Source organism: Actinacidiphila guanduensis, assembly GCF_900103985.1.
Taxonomy (GTDB): domain Bacteria; phylum Actinomycetota; class Actinomycetes; order Streptomycetales; family Streptomycetaceae; genus Actinacidiphila; species Actinacidiphila guanduensis.
The window spans coordinates 456,954-473,367 of record NZ_FNIE01000005.1 but is presented as its reverse complement, the minus strand read 5'-3'; the positions used below and the strand labels follow the sequence as shown (position 1 = coordinate 473,367).

The window sequence follows — 16,414 nt, the reverse complement described above, 5'->3', positions numbered from 1 at the left end:
CACCCGGCCCATCGCGGGGCCGCCCGGAACGCCGGCCCCGCAATCGCTCGGTTCCGCGCGGCAGTGTGGCAGGGCACCTGGGAGCAAGAGGCTTACTCGTCGGTGACGATGATGTCCACGAAGAAGTGGGCCTCGGGTCGGGGGGAGCGATGGGCGAGTGGGACGGGGTGCGGGAGCGCGTGCTCGCACTTGGGGCGCCGCCGTACAAGGGGCATCCGCTACGGCGTCTGCTGCGATGGCCCGCGGGGTCCTTCACCCCGTTGCTCGATGACCCGCTCACCGAGGACGAAGTCCGGGCCGCCGAGCGTCAGTTCGGCATCACCTTCCCCGCGGACTATCGCGGTTTCCTGCTGGAGGTCGGCGCCGGAGGGTTCGGCCCGGGCTACGGAGTGGCCTCGCTGGTCTGCCGCGACGGGATCTGGGGCTGGCCGGAGTGGGGCGAGGCGGGAGGCCCGGGTGGGTCCCTGCTTGCCCAGCCCTTCCCGAGCGATGACGTACGCACTCGGTTGACCGAGCAGTTGCGCACCTTGGAGGGGGCGGCCAGGGCCTCCCACGAGACCGACGGGACAACCGATCCGGCGCTCGCGGCCTTCCGAGCGGCCGAGGACGAGCTGTACCCGGCGATGACCGCGGGAGCCGTACGGCTGAGCCACGCAGGATGCGGCTACTTCACCTGGCTCGTCGTCACCGGCGAGGAGCGCGGCAACCTCTGGTTCGACCCGCGATGCTCGGACGGCCCGCTCGCTCCGCTGGGGCACGTACAGCGCCGTCGCACCCGCTTTGCCGAGTGGTACCTGGAGTGGCTGGACGAACTCCCGGCGCGTAGAGCCTGACCCTGCGGTTCCGGACCACCGCCGACCAGCGGCGAGGCACCAAGCACCCTCGCACCCAAGGCACCCACCCGCGGAAAGCCGCGGCACCACCGCAGCACCCACCGGCGCCCGCCGCAGGCGGCACATGCGCCCCATCGAGCTAGAGCGGCGGACACAAACGCTCGGTCCCGCGCAGCAATGTGCCAGGGTGCTGGCGCGAATTACGTCGCGGCGCCTCCCGACTGCCGGGCACGGCAACCGCGGCGCCTCGTGGACCCCGACCGCGGGGCCCGCCGGGCGAAGGCGGTCCCTCACGTCGCGTCGGGCACCCGCTCGGAAGGGGCCGGGGCGGTGACCAAGGACTGCAGGATGGCGAACAGGCGCGTGGCGTCGCTCGGCGAAAGCGCGGCGAGGAAGCGCCGTTCCATCTCCTGCCGGGCCGATTCGGCGTCGTGCAGGCGCTGCCGTCCGCTCGGCGTGAGCCGGACGATGTTCTTGCGCCGGTCCTGCGGGCTGCGGCGCCGCTCGACCAGTTCCTTGCCCTCCAGGGTGTCCACGAGGGCCACCATCGTGGTGCGGTCGACGCCCAGTCGCCCGGCCGCTTCCAGTTGGGACAGCTCGGCGTGCGCGTCGAGGACGGCGAGGACCGCCAGTTCGCGGCCGTCGATCCCGTACGGCGCCAACGCCCGCGCGGACTCCTCGGTCAGCCGCAAGTACGCGTGCTTGAACAGGTAGCCGAGGCGGGAGGTGAGGACCTCGGGCGGTGCGTCGCGAGCCATGGCCCCAGCATATCCGGAGGACTGATGGTCAGCCGTCCTGACGATCAGCTATGGTGACGGTCTCCCCGCCGTCACCGGCGCCGCCTCGATCCGAAGGGCACACGGCACCCATGTCCGAGCACCTCCCCTCCGTCACATTCGGCGTCAAGACCACCCCGATGCGGGTCCCCTACCAGGACATCCTGCGCGTGTGGCAGGAGGCCGACGACCTGCCCGAGATCTCCGACGCCTGGCTGTGGGACCACCTCATGCCGATCGCCGGCCCGAAGGACGGGCAGATCCTGGAGGGGTGGACGCTGCTGAGCGCCCTGGCCGCCCGCACCCGGCGGCTGCGCCTGGGCCTGCTCGTGACGAGCAACCGGATCCGGCCGCCCGCCGTCCTCGGCAAGATCGCCACCACTGTCGACGTGATCTCGGGGGGCCGGCTGATCATGGGCCTCGGCGTGGGCGGCACCGTGCAGCCGCCCGGCGCGGGCGGTGTCGCGGGTGAGAACCCGGCGGCCGCGGAGTACGCCGCCTACGGGCTCACGCTTGTCCCGCCCGCCGAGGGCATCGCCCGCCTGGAGGAGACCATCGCGATCCTGCGCGGCATGTGGACGCGGGACGTCTTCGACTTCCACGGCCGCTACTCCACCCTGACCGGCAACCGCAACGAGCCGAAACCTCTCCAGCGGCCGCCGGGCCCGCCGCTGCTGATCGGCGGCTGGGGCACCCGCACGCTCCGCCTGGTCGCCGAGCACGCCGACATCTGGAACATCCCCGGGCCGCCGCACAACACGCTGGAGTACATCGCCGACCGCAGCGCCGTCCTGGACGGCCACTGCGCCGCCATCGGCCGGGACCCGCGGACGATCACCCGGTCCGTGCAGTACATCGTCTCCTACGACGATCCGGCTGCCGACCGCACGGCGATCACGGAACTCGTCGCCGCGGGCATGACGCACATCGTGCTGAGTCTGCGCGGCCCCTATCCGCCGGGGGTCGCGCGGTGGCTCGTCGACGAGATCATCGCACCGGTGCGCGGCGCGGCCGGGGAAGCCCCCTGACGGGGCCCGAGCGTCGGCGGGAGCCGCTACTCGTGGCCCAGGACCTCGCGGGCCAGCTCCTCAAGGGCCTTGCGGTCCTCGGCGAGCGCCTGGCGGCCGGCGGGGGTGGCGCGGTAGACGCGGCGGGTGCGGCCGTCGACCACGCGCTGCTCGGAGGTGAGCAGCCCGTCGGCCTCCAACCGGTGAAGTGTCGGATAGAGGGTGCCGGGGCTGATCCGGTACCCGTGGCCGGCCAACTCCTCGGTGAGCCAGGCGCCGTGCACCTCGTCCTCGGCCGCGTGGTGGAGGATGTGCATCCGCACCGCCCCCCGCTGGAACTCCCGCACCCCGGCCCACCTCCACAAGTGACGCCCCCGATATCGGCCCCCGATCCTACGCCGCCCAGGAACCGCGGCCGCGGTTCCCGAACCGGCCGGACATCCACCCGCTCGGGATTCACCGCTCCCGCACTACCGGAAATCCTGGGCGCGGGCCGCCGTGATGGGCTCGGCTCCATCCACATGGACGAGGTAGCCGGCTTCCTCGTCGCCGTCACAGTCGCCGAACGGCACGACGGACAGTGCCACTGTGGGACGCGGAAGCCACCCGACGTCCTTGGCCGGGCGATAAATGCGCACCGCTCGCACGACCACGCGCGTTCTCGGGATACCGACCCTGCAGGAGTCGCCCACTGCGAGCTCATCGGCAGCAGGTTCCACACGCCAGGGGGTGTTGGCCCACTCGCCGCTGTCGGCCTCTCTCGGAAGCGCGACCTGACCGTTCCACCTGACCCGTGATTCCGGGTCGATCTGGCGCCAGGGCCACTCGATGAAGATGTACCGGCCCCACACCGTCGCGACACGCGCATCAGCAGGTTCGCAGGCCAACGTCAGCGGCTCGCCCACTTGGAAGTCGCTTACGGGCATGGAGACTCTTCCTCTTGAGGGCACGACAACTCGTCCTACAGCCAAGGGAACTGGGGGCGCCCCCGCGCAAGATCGTAGTGGGGGCGCCCGTTGAGGGGTGCGTGTCGCCGTGGCGGCTTCGGCGTGGGGTGGGGGGTGGGGGAAGAGGGCCGGGTCGGGGGTGGGTCAGAAGCCGCCGCGGTGGATGCGGCCGGCGTAGCGCTCTTCGAGGACCGCGTTGCGCTCGTGGCCGCCCGGGACGTTCGCCGAGACGTAGACGGGGGCCTCCTTGCCCTCCGCGAGGAGGATGCCGACCGCCTCGGCCACGACCATCTGGACCAGCATCGCCGACGTGATCGTGGAGACCCCGCCCAGCGTGTTGCCGTCCGGGAGGGGGAGGATCGCGTCGCCCTTGGGGGCGCAGTTGTCCAGGACCGCGTCGGCGATGTCGGCGAGGTGCTTGCCGCTGGGGTGCAGCGCGGGGACCGCGCGGGTGTGGGCGAGCGAGGTGAGCGCGATCAGCGGGTGGCCGGCCGCCTTGACGTGCAGCGCCATGTCCACGATCGAGTTGTTGACGCCCGAGTTGGAGACGATCACGAAGGCGTCCTGCGGGCGCGGCCCGGCCAGGTCGTAGAGCCGCCGGGCCAGCCCCGGGGACCGCTCCAGCAGCGGGTCGCCCAGCACGGAGCGGTCCTCGCCGCCGCGCAGCACGAGATCGGCCAGCCCGATCCGGTTGGTGGGGATCAGGCCGCCCGCGCGGCCGACGATCTCCAGGACGGTCGCCTGGGAGTGGCCGGTGCCGAAGCCGTGGATCACCCCGTCCGCGGCGACGGTGTCGGCGAAGATCCGGGCGGCGGCCGCGACGGACTCCTTGTTCGCCGCGATCGCCCGCTCGACGGCGGCGCGGCCCTCGTCGGCGAACCTGGCGGCGTTGATCGGTCCCTCGGACATTCCGGCGTCCCCTTCGGTCGGCACGTCGCCGGTTCAACCAACCAGCGATCACGCATGTTGATGAAACATTCCTTCACCCGGCGCCGTCAAGGAGCAGCGTCAGCGCCAGCGCCGCCGCGCCCTCCGAGGGGTCCGCCACCGGAAAGACCCGCAGGCCCTGCCTCGCCAGCCGCCCGGAGACCCGTTCGAGCAGAGGGCCCGCGGGCGCCAGCAGCCCGCCCGTGGCGACGACCGGCTCCCCCGCGAGCGGCCGCAGCGACCCCACCGTCCCGGCGAGCAGGTCGGCCGCCGCGTCCAGCAGCCCGAGCGCCACCGCGTCACCCTCGGCCGCGACCGCCACGACGATCGGGCTGACCGCCGCCAGCCGCGCGGGCGCCTGCTCGTAGGCCGCCGCCACGACCGCCTCGGCGATCCGGTGCCGCGCCGGCCCGTCCAGCCGGCCGGGCGCGTCCCCGCCCGCGACCTCCGCCGCCACGTCCTCGCCCAGGTAGTGCGCGGTCACCCGCGGCACCAGCGCCGTCCACGGCCCGCGGCCGTCGAGCGCTTCCAGGGCCGCGCGGGTGGCGCGGTTGCCGAGCCAGAAGCCGCTGCCCTCGTCGCCGAGCAGCCAGCCGTGCCCGTCGGAGACCATGCGGCGGCCGCCCGCGGCCAGCCGGGCCGCGATGGCGCCGGTGCCGGCGATGAGCACGAGTCCGTCGCGGGGAGCGCCCGGGCCCGCGGCCAACGCCACCTCGATGTCGCCGCCGGCCCCCACCGGCACACCGGTGATGCCGTGCGCGGCGAGCGCGTCCCGCAAGCAGGAGACGGCCAGGTCCTTGCCGCGCTCGGGGCCGAGCCCGGCCGCCCCGCCGGCGAAGCCGCCGAAGGACGCGACCACCCGGGTGGCGATCCGCGGGTCGGCGGCCCGCGCCGCGCGGACCGCGCCGCCGACCGCCTCGGTCAGGTGCCGGGTGAGGTCGGCGCGGCCGACGCTCATCGCGTTCCCGGGGCCGCCGCTGCCGCGGCCCAGCACGGTACGGGCGCCGCCGGGGCCCACGGCGGCGAGGCAGGCCCGGCAGCGGGTGCCGCCCGCGTCGATGCCGACCACCAGGTGCCGGCTGTCTGTTCCACTCATCGACACGCATGGTGGTTGATAGATTCACCCCAGCACAACCCCGAACGGCATCCAGCACCCCCCCGCACGGCCTCGCGCAGACATACAGCCCCGACTCACCCCCACGCCCCCCACGCCCCGCCCGACCCCGACCCCGCCCCGTACAGCCACCCGCACGGCCCCCGACCGAGACGAGTCGCCATGATCACCGCAACGATCCGCTCGGAACTCCCCCGGATGTCCGGCTCCCTGCGCAAGGTCGCCGAGGGCGTGCTCGCCGATCCCGCCGCGGCCACCCACGGCTCGGCCGCCGAGCTGGGCCGCCGCACCGGCACCTCGCAGGCCACCGTGACCCGCTTCTGCCGCGCGCTGGGCCTGGACTCCTACCAGCAGCTGCTCATCGAGCTCGCCCAGGAGCAGGGCGCCCAGGGAGCGCAGGCCGGCCCGGACGCTCAGGCGGCGCTCGGCCCGCGGATCGGGCCGGACGACGATCTGGAGAAGGTCATCGCCGTTGTCGCGGAGGCGGACCTGCGGGCCCTGCGGCACACCGCCGAGCACGTGGACCGCGAGGCGCTGGAGCGGGCCGCCCAGGCCCTCGCCAAGGCCCGCCGGATCGACGTCTACGGCGTCGGCGGCTCCGGCATCGTCGCCCACGAGACACAGGCCCGGCTGTTCGGTATCGGCTGCGCCGCCCACGCCTGGACGGAAGTGCACGCGGCGGAGACCTCCGCGGCGCTGCTGACGCCCTCCGACGCGGTGGTGGCCGTCTCGCACTCGGGCACCACCCGGGAGGTCCTGGAGCCGCTGCGGCTGGCCGCCGACCGCGGCGCCACCACGATCGCGGTCACCGGCGACCCGCGCTCGCCGATCGCCCGGGCCGCCGACATCACGCTGACATTCTTCTCCGGCGAGACCAGCTTCCGCCGCGGCAACTTCGGCACCCGCCACTCGGTGCTGCTGCTGGTGGACTGCCTCTATGCGCGCGTTGCCCAGCTCACCTACGAGCGGGCCACCGCCTCGATCGCGCTGACCGCGCACATCGCCGACGGCCACAGCACACGCAAGGCCCCCGGCCGCCGGGGGGATCCGCCGCGTTCGCCACGGTGAGCCCGCCCGGCCGCCGGGGGCCGGAGCCGCCGCTGCGGGGCCGCGACGGTCCGCACGGGCGGGACGGGTACGGCGAGGAGCGGACGAAGGGTGAGGAGGGTGATGCGGATCAGATCTCGCCGCGGAGCTTGGCCAGCGCCTCGGCGAGGATCGCCTCGCCGTCCGCGGCCGACCGGCGCTCGCGCACGTACGCCAGGTGGGTCTTGTACGGCTCGGTGCGCGGCGGCGCCGGCGGGTTCTCCTCGTCCTGCCCGGCCGGGAAGCCGCAGCGGGGGCAGTCCCAGGTCTCCGGGATCTGCGCGTCACTGGCGAAACTCGGCTGGGTCTCGTGCCCGTTGGAGCACCAGAAGGAGATGCGCAGGCGCGGCGCGGACTCGCCGCGCTCGGCCTCTCCCATCGGCCCCGCTCCGACCCGACTGCCACGGATCGCGTTGCCACTTGCCACGGTCGTAACTCCCTGCGTGATGGTGCTGCGAGGTCGCCCTGGAGGGGAGACCGGTACGCCCCCGCACCCCGGCGGGAATGGGCACCGTATCCCAAGGCGCGGCTCCATGATAAGTCGCGGATGCGCCGCCTTGGCGACGAGGCGTCAGATCTCCCCGTACGGGCGGAAGTCGGACGCCGTGTGCCGACCCGGACGGAACGTCAGTTGTTCACCTTCATCACGATGCCGAGCGCGACGATGCAGGCGAACCAGAGCAGCCCGACGACCACGGTGATCCGGTCCAGGTTGCGCTCGGCCACCGAGGAGCCGCCGACCGAGGACTGCATGCCGCCGCCGAACATGTCGGAAAGGCCGCCGCCCTTCCCCTTGTGCATCAGCACGAGCAGCAGGAGCAGCAGGCTGAAGATGATGAGGGCGATGGAGAACCCGATTTCCACGGCTGGACCAACTCTCTCGACTACAGGACGGCACTGCACGGTTGCAGTGCGGGGCCGAACCGTCGAGCTACACGGTTCGGCCCCGCAAGGGTACTTCACGGCGCCCAGGACATCACCGGTCGCTCACGGCTTGCCCACCGGGCGGCCACGTGCCCGGCCACCGGACAGCCACGGCCCGGCTGCCACCCGACTGGTGTCCGATTACTGCCCGGCTACTGGTCGCGGAAGCGCACGATCTTGACGAACTCGTCCGCGTCGAGCGCCGCGCCGCCCACCAGGGCGCCGTCGACGTCCGGCTGGGCCATGATCGCGGCCACGTTGCCGGACTTCACCGAGCCGCCGTACTGGATGCGCACGGCGTCGGCGAGCTCCTGGTCGTACAGCTCGGCCAGCCGGCCGCGGATCGCCCCGCAGACCTCCTGGGCGTCCTCGGGGGTGGCCACCTCGCCGGTGCCGATCGCCCACACCGGCTCGTAGGCGATGACGACGGTGGCGGCCTGCTCCGCGGTGACGTCCTTCAGGGCGCCGTCGACCTGGGCGAGGGTGTGCGCGACCTGGTTGCCGGCCTTGCGCACGTCCAGGCCCTCGCCGACGCACAGGATCGGGGTGAGCCCGTGCCGGTAGGCGGCCTTGACCTTGGCGTTCACCAGGGCGTCGTCCTCGCCGTGGTACTGGCGGCGCTCGGAGTGGCCGATCGCCACGTAGGTGCACTTCAGCTTGGACAGCATCGGGCCCGAGACCTCGCCGGTGTAGGCGCCGGAGTCGTGCGCGGAGACGTCCTGGGCGCCGTAGCGGATGCGCAGCCGGTCGCCCTCCACGAGGGTCTGCACCGAGCGCAGGTCGGTGAAGGGCACCAGGACGGCGACCTCGACGGCGTCGTGGTCCTTGTCGGTGAGCCCGAAGGCGAGCTTCTGGACGTGGCGGATGGCCTCGAGGTGGTTGAGGTTCATCTTCCAGTTGCCCGCCATCAGCGGGGTGCGGGTGCTCTGCTCGGTCATGTCGGTGTCAGTTCTCCAGTGCGGCGAGACCGGGCAGGGTCTTGCCCTCGAGGTATTCCAGGCTGGCGCCGCCGCCGGTGGAGATGTGGCCGAAAGCGTCCTCGTCGAAGCCGAGGATGCGCACGGCCGCGGCGGAGTCGCCGCCGCCCACCACGCTGAAGCCGGCGCCGTCGACCAGCGCCTGCGCGATGGCGCGGGTGCCGTCGGCGAAGTCGGGGTGCTCGAAGACACCCATCGGGCCGTTCCAGAAGACGGTGGCGGCGTCGGCGAGCTTGGCGGCGAACAGCTTGCGCGACTCCGGGCCGATGTCCAGGCCGATCAGGTCGGCGGGGATGGCGTCCACGGGCGCGGTGACCGGGTCGGCCGGGGCCTTGGTCTTCAGGTCGGGGAACTGCGTGGCACCGACGACGTCCACCGGCAGCACGAACTCCACCCCGCGCGCCTTCGCCCGCTCCAGGTACTCGGTGACCGCGGGCAGCTGGTCCTCCTGCAGCAGGCTCTTGCCGACATCGTGGCCCTGGGCCTTGAGGAAGGTGAAGAGCATGCCGCCGCCGACCAGGATGCGGTCGGCCTTCTCCAGCAGGTGGTCGATCACGCCGAGCTTGTCGGAGACCTTGGAGCCGCCGAGCACCACCGCGTACGGGCGGGCGACGTCCTCGGTGAGCTTCTTGAGCACCCCGACCTCGGTGGCGATCAGCTCGCCGGCGGCGTGCGGCAGCCGCGCGGGCAGGTCGTAGACGGAGGCGTGCTTGCGGTGCACCGCGCCGAAGCCGTCGCCGACGTAGGAGTCGGCCAGCTCGGCCAGGAGGTCGGCGAAGGCGCCGCGCTCGGCATCGTCCTTGGCGGTCTCGCCCGCGTTGAACCGCAGGTTCTCCAACAGCGCGACCTGCCCGTCGGCCAGGCCCGCCACGGTGCCGCGGGCGGAGTCGCCCACGGTGTCGGCGGCGAAGGCCACCTCGGTGCCCAGCAGCTCACCGAGCCGCGCGGCGACGGGGGCGAGGGAGAACGCCGGGTCGGGGGCGCCCTTGGGCCGGCCCAGGTGCGAGGCCACGATCACCTTGGCGCCGGCCTCGGCGAGCCGGCGGATCGTCGGCACGACGGCGCGGATGCGGCCGTCGTCGGTGATGGTGCTGCCGTCCAGCGGCACGTTGAGGTCGGCGCGGACGAACACGCGCCTGCCCGCTACCTGCCCGTCGGCGATCAGATCGTCGATCGTCTTCATCGTTGCGGTCTCCTGTGAGTACGGGTCCGTGCGGTCCCGCGCCGCGCGCACACGAACAGGGCCCGGCCGGCGCGTCGTCGCGTCCGTCCGGACCCTGTCGCTCACATCGCGGTGCGGTGGGGCGGTTGTGCCGGCCGGCAGGTCAGAGCTGCTCGCCGACGAAGACGGTGAGGTCCACCAGGCGGTTGGAGTAGCCCCACTCGTTGTCGTACCAGCCGACGACCTTCACGGTCTTGCCCTGGACCATCGTCAGGGAGGAGTCGAAGGTGCACGAGGCCGGGGTGTTGACGATGTCCGAGGAGACGATCGGGTCCTCGGTGTACTCCAGCAGGCCCTTGAGCTGGCTCTCGGCCGCCTTCTGGAACGCGGCGTTGACCTCGTCCTTGGTGACCTCGCGCTCCAGGTCGACGACCAGGTCGGTGACCGAGCCGGTCGGGACCGGGACACGCATGGCCAGGCCGTCCAGCTTGCCCTGCAGCTCCGGGATGACCAGCGCGGTGGCCTTCGCGGCGCCCGTGGTGGTCGGGATGATGTTCTCGGCGGCGGCGCGGGCGCGGCGCAGGTCCTTGTGCGGGAAGTCCAGGATGCGCTGGTCGTTGGTGTACGCGTGCACCGTCGTCATCAGGCCCTTGACGATGCCGAAGTTCTCCAGCAGCACCTTCGCCATCGGCGCCACGCAGTTGGTGGTGCAGGAGGCGTTGGAGATGATGTTGTGCTGGGCGGAGTCGTACTTGTCCTGGTTGACGCCCATGACGATGGTGATGTCCTCGTCCTTGGCGGGCGCCGAGATGATGACCTTCTTGGCGCCGCCCGCGAGGTGCTTGCCGGCGTCGGCGGCCTTGGTGAAGATGCCGGTGGACTCGATCACGACGTCCACGCCCAGCTCGCCCCAGGCGATGGCGGCGGGGTCGCGCTCGGCGAGCACCTTGATGGTGTGGCCGTCCACGGTGATGGTGTCGGCGGTGTGGCTCACCTCGGCCTTCAGGCGCCCGAGGATGGTGTCGTACTTCAGCAGGTGCGCGGTGGTCGCGGTGTCACCCAGGTCGTTGACAGCCACGATCTCGATGTCCGCGCCCTGCTCCAGGGCGGCGCGGAAGAAGTTACGACCGATGCGGCCAAAGCCGTTGATGCCTACCCGGATCGTCACGAACCGATCTCCTCGCTCAGTCGCCGGAGTCCCTCTCCGGCTGCGAATTTTGGGATGTCCCCGACCACCTCCGACCCTACCTCCCCGAGGTGTACGGGGTGACACCGGCGGGCCGCCTGCGGCTTGCTCCACGGGGTACGGCTCGCCGTGGCGCCGCCGCTCGGAACGGCACGGTCTGGCACCTCGGGGGCGCGGGGTGCCGCTAGCCGACCATTTCCTCGGTGAGGTTCGCTTCCGTGCCCGGCAGGCCCAGGTCGGAGGCCCGCTTGTCGGCCATCGCGAGGAGGCGGCGGATACGGCCGGCGACCGCGTCCTTGGTGAGCGGCGGCTCGGCCAGCGAGCCGAGTTCCTCCAGCGACGCCTGCTTGTGGTCCATGCGCAGCCGCCCCGCCGCGGCGAGGTGCTCGGGCACCTCGTCGCCGAGGATCTCCAGCGCGCGCGCCACCCGCGCGCCCGCGGCGACCGCGGCCCGGGCCGAGCGCCGCAGGTTCGCGTCGTCGAAGTTGGCCAGCCGGTTCGCGGTGGCGCGCACCTCGCGCCGCATCCGCCGCTCCTCCCAGGCCAGCACGGAGTCGTGCGCGCCGAGCCGGGTCAGCAGCGCGCCGATCGCGTCGCCGTCGCGCACCACGACGCGGTCCACGTTGCGCACCTCGCGCGCCTTGGCCGGGATCTGCAGCCGGCGCGCCGCCCCCACCAGGGCGAGCGCGGCCTCGGGCCCGGGGCAGGTCACCTCCAGCGAGGAGGACCTGCCGGGCTCGGTGAGCGAGCCGTGGGCGAGGAAGGCACCGCGCCAGGCCGCCTCGGCGTCGCACGTGGCACCGGAGACCACCTGGGGCGGCAGGCCGCGGATCGGCCGGCCCCGCCCGTCCACCAGGCCGGTCTGCCGGGCCAGCTGGTCGCCCCCGGCCACCACCCGCACCACGTAGCGGCTGCCCCGGCGCAGCCCGCCGGGCGCCATGACCACCAGGTCGGAGGCGTGCCCGAAGATCTCCAGGATGTCCTTGCGCAGCCGGCGCGCGGCGATCCCGGTGTCCAGCTCCGCCTCGATCACGATCCGCCCGCTCACCAGGTGCAGGCCGCCCGCGAAGCGCAGGATCGACGAGACCTCCGCCTTGCGGCAGCAGGTCCGGGTGACGGGGAGCCGGGAGATCTCGTCCTTCACCGCTGCCGTCATCGCCATGGGCCGATCCTTCCACGCATTCGAAAAATCCGGTCGTACGCGGCGGCCAACGACTCCGGGTCGTGCCGCGGCCCGTCCGGGGCGGCGACCGCGGCCAGCTCCACCGAGGCGCCCAGCTTGCGGGCGGCCTCGCAGAGGCTGTCCCGGTCGGGCACGGCGGCTTCGTCGGCGAGAACCACGTCGATGGTGAGTTTAGGGGCGTGTCGGCCCAAAACCTCCAAGTGACGCTGCGGAGAAAAACCTTCGGTCTCGCCCGGCTGGGGCGCCAGGTTGAGCGTGAGCACCCGGCGGGCCCGGGTCTGGGCCACCGCGTCGGCCAGTTCGGGCACCAGCAGGTGCGGGATCACCGAGGAGAACCAGGAGCCGGGCCCGAGCACCACCCAGTCGGCGTCCATGACCGCCTGCACGGCCTCCGGCACCGCCGGCGGGTCGGCCGGCACCAGCTGCACCTGCTGCACCTCGCCGGGGGTGAGGGCGACCGCGGCCTGCCCCCGGACCGTCGAGACGGCCTCGGGCCGCTCCGGGTCGTGGCCGCGCACCACGGCCTCCAGGTCCAGCGGCACCGCCGACATCGGCAGCACCCTGCCGTGCGCGCCCAGCAGCCGGCCCACCCACTCCAGGGCGGCCACCTCGTCCTTCAGCTGCTCCCACAGCGCGACGATGAGGAGGTTGCCCACCGCGTGGCCGTGCAGGTCGCCGCCGCTGACGAAACGGTGCTGCAGCACCCGCGACCAGGTCTGGCCCCACTCGTCGTCCCCGCACAGCGCGGCCAGGGCCTTGCGCAGATCGCCCGGGGGCAGCACGCCCATCTCGGCGCGCAGCCGGCCGCTGGAGCCGCCGTCGTCGGCGACGGTGACGACCGCGGTCAGGTCGCCGGTGATCCGGCGCAGCGCGGCCAGCGAGGCGGACAGGCCGTGCCCGCCCCCGAGGGCGACGACTTTCGGCGTCGCCCCGCCGCGACGGCCCGCAGCGGACCCGAGTCCGCCGCGGCGCCGCCGCCGACCTGTCATGATCACTCGCGCCCCATGTCCCTGTGCACCGTCACCGTCTCCACTCCGTCCGCCGCCAGCCGTGCCGCGAGCCGCTCCGACATCGCCACGCTGCGGTGCTTGCCGCCGGTGCAGCCGACGGCGATGGTCACGTACCGCTTGCCCTCCCGCCGGTACCCGGCGGCGATGATGTGCAGCAGTTCGGCGTAGCGGTCCAGGAACTCCTTGGCCCCCGGCTGGTTGAACACGTAGGTCGCCACCTCGTCGTTGAGCCCGGTGAAGGGCCGCAGCTCCGGCACCCAGTGCGGGTTCGGAAGGAAGCGGCAGTCCGCCACCAGGTCGGCGTCGACCGGCAGGCCGTACTTGTAGCCGAACGACATGACGGTGGCCCGCAGTTCCGGCTCCTCCTCGCCGGCGAACTGCGCGTCCAGCTTGGCCCGCAGCTCGTGCACGTTGAGGCTGGAGGTGTCGATCACCAGGTCGGCGTCGCCGCGCAGTTCGCGCAGCAGGTCGCGCTCGGCGGCGATGCCGTCCACGATCCGCCCGGAGCCCTGCAGCGGGTGCGGGCGCCGTACGGACTCGAAGCGGCGCACCAGCGCGTCGTCGGACGCCTCCAGGAAGATCACCCGGCGCCGCACGCTCCTGCCGGCGAGGTCGGCCAGCGACTCGCGCAGGGTGTCGAAGAACTGCCGGCCGCGCACGTCCACCACGACCGCGATGCGCGCCACGTTCCCCTGCGAGCGCGCCCCGAGGTCGACCATGGTGGGGATGAGGGCGGGCGGCAGGTTGTCGACCACGAACCAGCCCAGGTCCTCCAGGCACTTGGCCGCGGTGCTGCGGCCCGCGCCCGACATCCCGGAGATGATGACGAGTTCGGGGATGGCCGCGCCCGGCTCGCCGCCCCTGCCGCCGGCCGTCCGTGAGGTGCCGCCGTCCTCCCGGCCGGGGAGGTCCGGCGCCGGCCCGGGATCGTGCGGCACCCCGGGTTCCTGTCGTTCCCCGTGTTCCTGGCGTTCCTGGCGTTCCTGCCGTTCCTGGGTACCGTCCGCGGTGCGATCGGCCCGCTGCTCCGGCTCGGTCATGTGCTGTGCCCCCGATGGTCGGACGGGGCCGCCGTAGCGCCGGCGGACGCCCCGTCGCTGTCGTCGATGATCTCTCCGGTCGCGGTGTTCACGGCCGGCGCGGCCGGGGCCGCGGCCGCCAGGGCGGCGGCGACGGTCTCGGCCGTACGGCGGCCGATCCCCGGGACCTGGCAGATCTCCTCCACGGTCGCCGCGCGCAGCCGCTTGAGCGAACCGAAGTGCTTGAGCAGGGCCTGCCTGCGGGTGGCGCCCAGGCCGGGCACGGCGTCGAGCGCGCCGGCCTTCATCGACTTGGAGCGCTTGCTGCGCTGGTAGGTGATGGCGAAGCGGTGCGCCTCGTCGCGGACGCGCTGCAGCAGGTAGAGGCCCTCGCTGGTGCGCGGCAGGATCACCGGGTCGTCCTCGCCGGGCAGCCAGACCTCCTCCAGCCGCTTGGCCAGACCGCACACGGCGACGTCGTCGATGCCGAGTTCGGCCAGGGCCTTCTGGGCGGCGGCGACCTGCGGCTGCCCGCCGTCCACGACCACGAGCTGCGGCGGGTAGGCGAACTTGCGCGGCCGGCCGGTCTCGGGGTCGATCGGGCCGCCGGCGACCTCGCCCTCCTCGTCGTCGGGACCGGCGCCGGGTGCGGCGGGGCCCCCGGGTCCTGCGGGTTCACCGGATCCGGTCGCGCTGTCGTGGGCGGCGCCCGTGACCGGCCCGCCGGCGACGGGGCCGGTCTCCGCGCCGGGCTCCCCGCCGGTCGCCCCGTCGTTCTCCTCGGCCGGCTCCCACTCGCCGGTGCGCTGGCGCTCCTGGAGGTAGCGGCGGAAGCGGCGGGAGATCACCTCGTGCATGGCCCGTACGTCGTCCTGCCCGGCGAAGGACTTGATCGCGAAGTGGCGGTACTCCTTCTTGCGGGCCAGGCCGTCCTCGAAGACGACCATGGAGGCCACCACGTCGTCGCCCTGCAGGTGGCTGATGTCGTAGCACTCGATGCGCAGCGGCGCGGTGTCCAGGTCGAGGGCGGCGGCGATCTCCTCCAGCGCGCGGGAGCGGGTGGTCAGGTCCGAGGCGCGCTTGGTCTTGTGCAGCGCCAGCGCCTGCTGGGCGTTGCGCTGCACGGTCGCCATCAGGTCCTTCTTGTCGCCGCGCTGCGGCACCCGCAGGCTGACGTGCGAGCCGCGCCGGTCGGCGAGCCACTGGGCGAGCGGCTCCAGCGGCTCGGGCAGCGCCGGGACCAGCACCTCCTTCGGCACGCCGCCGCTGCCGCCGGACTGCTCGGTGTCCCCGCTCTCGTCGCCGTAGAGCTGCTGCAGGGCGTGCTCGACCAGGCCCGCGGTGTCGACCGCCTCGACCTTGTCGGTGACCCAGCCGCGCTGGCCGCGCACCCGGCCGCCGCGGACGTGGAAGATCTGCACGGCCGCCTCGAGTTCGTCCTCGGCGACGGCGATCAGGTCGGCGTCGGTGGCGTCGGCGAGCACCACCGCGTTCTTCTCCATGGCGCGGCGCAGCGCCTCCATGTCGTCGCGCAGCCGGGCAGCCTGCTCGTACTCCATGGCGGCGGCGGCGTCCTTCATCCGCTGCTCCAGGCGGCGCAGGTAGGTGCCGGTGTGGCCGGCCATGAAGTCGCTGAACTCCTCGGCGAGTTCGCGGTGGTCCTCGGCGCTGATCCGGCCGACGCAAGGCGCCGAGCACTTGCCGATGTAGCCGAGCAGGCAGGGCCGGCCGATCTGGGCGGAGCGCTTGAAGACGCCCGCGGAGCAGGTGCGCACGGGGAAGACCCGCAGCAGCAGGTCCACGGTCTCGCGGATCGCCCAGGCGTGTGCGTACGGCCCGAAGTAGCGCACTCCGCGGCGCTTGGGGCCGCGCATGACCTGGACCCGGGGGAACTCCTCGTTCATGGTGACCGCGAGCGAGGGGTAGCTCTTGTCGTCGCGGTACTTGACGTTGAACCGCGGGTCGAACTCCTTGATCCAGGAGTACTCCAGCTGCAGCGCCTCGACCTCGGTGCCGACCACCGTCCACTCCACGGAGGCGGCCGTGGTGACCATGGTGGCGGTGCGCGGGTGCAGGTTGGTGATGTCCTGGAAGTACGACGACAGCCGCTGCCGCAGGCTCTTGGCCTTGCCCACGTATATGACCCGGCGGTGCTCGTCGCGGAACTTGTAGACCCCTGGGGAGTCGGGGATCTCGCCCGGCTTCGGTCGGTAGCTGCTGGGGTCTGCCATGTCCTCCACCCTACTGTCGCGGTACGACGACG

17 protein-coding genes are annotated in these 16,414 nt (G+C 73.1%); 3 read left to right on the top strand and 14 right to left on the bottom strand.

The window, feature by feature from the left end; translation table 11 throughout:
• Positions 1-149 precede the first annotated feature (149 nt).
• Positions 150-833, top strand: a complete 684-nt coding sequence (locus tag BLR33_RS13650; RefSeq protein WP_093784662.1) for an SMI1/KNR4 family protein — start codon at positions 150-152, stop codon at positions 831-833.
• A gap of 290 nt (positions 834-1,123) precedes the next feature.
• On the opposite strand, the gene BLR33_RS13645 is transcribed toward BLR33_RS13650, so the two are convergent.
• Positions 1,124-1,591 (bottom strand): MarR family winged helix-turn-helix transcriptional regulator, encoded by a 468-nt coding sequence (locus BLR33_RS13645; RefSeq protein WP_093784661.1) that lies wholly within the window; start codon positions 1,589-1,591, stop codon positions 1,124-1,126.
• A 110-nt stretch (positions 1,592-1,701) separates the two neighbouring features.
• Between BLR33_RS13645 and BLR33_RS13640 the strand changes: the two genes are divergently transcribed.
• Entirely contained in the window at positions 1,702-2,637 is a 936-nt protein-coding gene (locus BLR33_RS13640) for an LLM class flavin-dependent oxidoreductase (RefSeq protein WP_093784660.1), read from the top strand.
• A 26-nt stretch (positions 2,638-2,663) separates the two neighbouring features.
• On the opposite strand, the gene BLR33_RS13635 is transcribed toward BLR33_RS13640, so the two are convergent.
• The 4 genes from BLR33_RS13635 to BLR33_RS13620 form a co-directional block, all read right to left on the bottom strand.
• The gene (locus BLR33_RS13635) at positions 2,664-2,963 is read right to left on the bottom strand and encodes a PadR family transcriptional regulator (RefSeq protein ID WP_093784659.1); all 300 of its coding nucleotides are present in this window, start codon (positions 2,961-2,963) and stop codon (positions 2,664-2,666) included.
• Positions 2,964-3,086: 123 nt separating this feature from the next.
• Positions 3,087-3,542, bottom strand: coding sequence for a hypothetical protein (locus BLR33_RS13630; RefSeq protein WP_093784658.1), 456 nt, complete (start codon positions 3,540-3,542; stop codon positions 3,087-3,089).
• Between the two features lie 165 nt (positions 3,543-3,707).
• Entirely contained in the window at positions 3,708-4,472 is a 765-nt protein-coding gene (locus BLR33_RS13625; protein ID WP_093784657.1) for a sugar isomerase domain-containing protein, read from the bottom strand.
• A 73-nt stretch (positions 4,473-4,545) separates the two neighbouring features.
• Positions 4,546-5,586: an N-acetylglucosamine kinase gene (locus tag BLR33_RS13620; protein ID WP_093784656.1), complete on the bottom strand. Its 1,041-nt coding sequence runs from the start codon at positions 5,584-5,586 to the stop codon at positions 4,546-4,548.
• Between the two features lie 180 nt (positions 5,587-5,766).
• On the opposite strand from BLR33_RS13620, the gene BLR33_RS13615 reads away from it, so the two are divergent.
• Positions 5,767-6,672, top strand: coding sequence for a MurR/RpiR family transcriptional regulator (locus tag BLR33_RS13615; protein WP_093784655.1), 906 nt, complete (start codon positions 5,767-5,769; stop codon positions 6,670-6,672).
• A gap of 109 nt (positions 6,673-6,781) precedes the next feature.
• Here BLR33_RS13615 and BLR33_RS13610 read toward each other — a convergent pair whose 3' ends face one another.
• The 9 genes from BLR33_RS13610 to uvrC form a co-directional block, all read right to left on the bottom strand.
• Positions 6,782-7,117 carry an RNA polymerase-binding protein RbpA gene (locus tag BLR33_RS13610; protein ID WP_073497103.1) on the bottom strand — a complete coding sequence of 112 codons (336 nt, stop codon included), beginning with the start codon at positions 7,115-7,117 and terminating at the stop codon, positions 6,782-6,784.
• Positions 7,118-7,317: 200 nt separating this feature from the next.
• A complete protein-coding gene (secG, locus tag BLR33_RS13605; protein ID WP_093784804.1) occupies positions 7,318-7,548 on the bottom strand; it encodes a preprotein translocase subunit SecG in 231 nt (76 codons plus the stop codon).
• A 218-nt stretch (positions 7,549-7,766) separates the two neighbouring features.
• On the bottom strand, positions 7,767-8,552 hold the full coding sequence (gene tpiA / locus BLR33_RS13600; RefSeq protein ID WP_093784654.1) for a triose-phosphate isomerase: 786 nt from the start codon (positions 8,550-8,552) through the stop codon (positions 7,767-7,769).
• Positions 8,553-8,559: 7 nt separating this feature from the next.
• Complete coding sequence (locus BLR33_RS13595) at positions 8,560-9,774, bottom strand: phosphoglycerate kinase (protein ID WP_093784653.1); 1,215 nt, start codon at positions 9,772-9,774, stop codon at positions 8,560-8,562.
• A 142-nt stretch (positions 9,775-9,916) separates the two neighbouring features.
• Positions 9,917-10,921, bottom strand: a complete 1,005-nt coding sequence (gene gap, locus BLR33_RS13590; RefSeq protein ID WP_093784652.1) for a type I glyceraldehyde-3-phosphate dehydrogenase — start codon at positions 10,919-10,921, stop codon at positions 9,917-9,919.
• A 202-nt stretch (positions 10,922-11,123) separates the two neighbouring features.
• Complete coding sequence (gene whiA / locus BLR33_RS13585; RefSeq protein WP_093784651.1) at positions 11,124-12,101, bottom strand: DNA-binding protein WhiA; 978 nt, start codon at positions 12,099-12,101, stop codon at positions 11,124-11,126.
• Positions 12,092-13,111, bottom strand: a complete 1,020-nt coding sequence (locus BLR33_RS13580; protein WP_093784803.1) for a gluconeogenesis factor YvcK family protein — start codon at positions 13,109-13,111, stop codon at positions 12,092-12,094. The genes whiA and BLR33_RS13580 overlap by 10 nt, the downstream gene beginning before the upstream one ends.
• 2 nt (positions 13,112-13,113) lie before the next feature.
• Positions 13,114-14,172 (bottom strand): RNase adapter RapZ, encoded by a 1,059-nt coding sequence (gene rapZ / locus BLR33_RS13575; protein WP_093784650.1) that lies wholly within the window; start codon positions 14,170-14,172, stop codon positions 13,114-13,116.
• On the bottom strand, positions 14,169-16,382 hold the full coding sequence (gene uvrC / locus BLR33_RS13570; protein WP_093784649.1) for an excinuclease ABC subunit UvrC: 2,214 nt from the start codon (positions 16,380-16,382) through the stop codon (positions 14,169-14,171). The genes rapZ and uvrC overlap by 4 nt, the downstream gene beginning before the upstream one ends.
• Positions 16,383-16,414 lie beyond the last annotated feature (32 nt).